This window comes from Deferribacterota bacterium, from assembly GCA_034189185.1.
In the GTDB taxonomy this organism is placed as follows: domain Bacteria; phylum Chrysiogenota; class Deferribacteres; order Deferribacterales; family UBA228; genus UBA228.
Window position 1 is genome coordinate 1 of the sequence record JAXHVM010000243.1, and the last position, 2,187, is coordinate 2,187.

At 32.6% G+C, this 2,187-nt stretch carries 1 protein-coding gene and 2 rRNA genes; all 3 read left to right on the forward strand.

What is annotated here, in order from left to right; all coding sequences use genetic code 11:
• Positions 1 to 230, forward strand: a 23S ribosomal RNA gene (locus tag SVN78_10435); the annotation flags it as partial.
• A gap of 42 nt (positions 231 to 272) precedes the next feature.
• Positions 273 to 388: ribosomal RNA gene (gene rrf / locus SVN78_10440) — 5S ribosomal RNA — on the forward strand.
• Positions 389 to 416: 28 nt separating this feature from the next.
• Positions 417 to 2,187, forward strand: a 1,771-nt coding sequence (locus tag SVN78_10445; GenBank protein ID MDY6822024.1) for an AMP-binding protein, incomplete at its 3' end; no start/stop codon positions are given.

A 2,187-nucleotide genomic window follows, 5' to 3' on the forward strand; every position in this document is an offset into this window, starting at 1 on the left:
CGAGAGGACCGGGATGGACGAACCTCTAGTGCGCGGATTGTCACGCCAGTGGCATAGTCCGGTAGCTATGTTCGGAATGGATAACCGCTGAAAGCATCTAAGCGGGAAGCCAACCCCAAGACTAGGCCTCCCTGAAGGTTTCTTGGAGACTACAAGGTAGATAGGCTGGGTGTGTAAGTCCGGTAACGGATTGAGCTAACCAGTACTAATAAACCGATCGGCTTAACCTTACTCTTATCACCCTCTATGTTTTATATATATTTAATCTTTGCCCTGGTGGCGAGTTTAGGGGGAAACACCCGTTCCCATTCCGAACACGGAAGTTAAGCCCCTAGACACCGACGATACTTGGGTCATCCAAACCCTGGGAAAATAGGTGCTGCCAGGGCATTTATTTATTGTAGTTAGGTGGTGGTGTGAGGGGTAAATATCCTTGGTTTAATGAATATAAAATTTTGGGAATAAAAAACTCATTATACCCCTATCCAGAAAAACCTGTTTATGATATATTAATTAAATCATCATCTAAATATCCTAAAAATGGTGTTATTGATAAGGGGATTAAATATAATTATCCTATTATTAAAGAGTATAGCAATAGATTTGCTAATGCATTATTAGATATAGGTTTTGTTAAAAATAATTTAATTGCAACTATTTTGCCGATATCTATTGAATTTATTATTGCAGATTATGCAATTTCACAAGCAGGATTAATTCATGTTCCTCTAAGCGAGATTGAGCCTATAGAGGGTATAGAAAAAAAGATTAAGAAATGTAATCCTGATGGAATTATATGTTCTAATTATTATTATAAAAATTTACAAGATATAGTACGTAAATATAGTTTTAAACATATAATTATAGATAAATACTTTAATTGTGGAAATGAAAAAGTAATATTTATGGATAAATTAATTAACAATTATAATGTGATTGAAAAATATATAGAAATCAATCCAAGAAGTGATATAGAAACTTTATTATACACTGGAGGAACTACTGGTGAGCTAAAAGGATGTATGCTATCTCATTACAATATATATAGTAATGTTATACAGATATGTAATATCTATGGTAAAGCACCCTTGCTCCTAATGAAGGGAGCTATAGCAGTATTAGTAGGAATACCTTTTTTTCATTCTTACGGACATATTGTAATGCATTCAATGATGTTATTAGGTTTTGATATTATTTTAGTTAATGATCCACGTGATGTTGATTACATGGCTAAAATGATTAAAATTTACAGACCTGTTTTACAGTTTGGTGTACCAACACAATATCTTAAGATTGTAAATGAAAATGTTAATACTTCTGGTATTATAGGTATTTCAGGATCTGCTCCCTTACCAACTGAAACACAAGCATTTGCAGATGTGAAGGGTTTTGGAATTATGGAAGGATACGGCTTATCAGAGATGTCACCAGTTACACATTTTAATGTATCTTTTTTATATAGAATACTAGGCGGTAAAAGAATAGTTTATTTAATAAATTTGAGCACTAAATTTTCTTTTATTTATATTCTGTTAAATAAAATTATAAGATTATTTGGTACAAAAACCTTTGGAAAGATATTTACAAGTATTTTGGGTTTTATGATAAAGGTCTCAAAAAGATTTAAAAGCTTGTCAAAAAATGAGAGAAGAAAGACAATTGGAATACCACTTCCTGATGTAGAGGTCAAATTTAGAGATACAAATGGCAAAGAAGTTTCTACCTGTGAGATATTAAAGGGTAGTAGAGCTGAAATGTTTTTGAATGGGCCTCAAAGGATGCTAGGATATTATCCGGATGTAGGTTCTGGTGTTGAAAAAGATGGGTTTGTAAAAACTGGGGATGTAGTAGAAATAGATGATAATGGTTATTTTTACGTTGTTGACAGAGTAAAGGATATGATAAATGTTTCAGGTTTTAAGGTGTATTCGCTAGAGGTTGACAGAATTTTATACCAATTAGATGAGGTAGAGATTGCTGCTACAGTAGGAATTCCCGATAAAGAAAGAAAAGGAAGCGAGAGGGTAATAGTTTTTATAAAACTAAAGGATGGTAAACATTTGGACGAGAAGTCTGTTTTAAACTATCTTACTAGAAATCTCCCTAAATATGCTATACCGAAGAAAATTTATTTTGTAAATGAAATGCCTATGACTCTTATCCAAAAAACTGATAAGAAAAAATTAC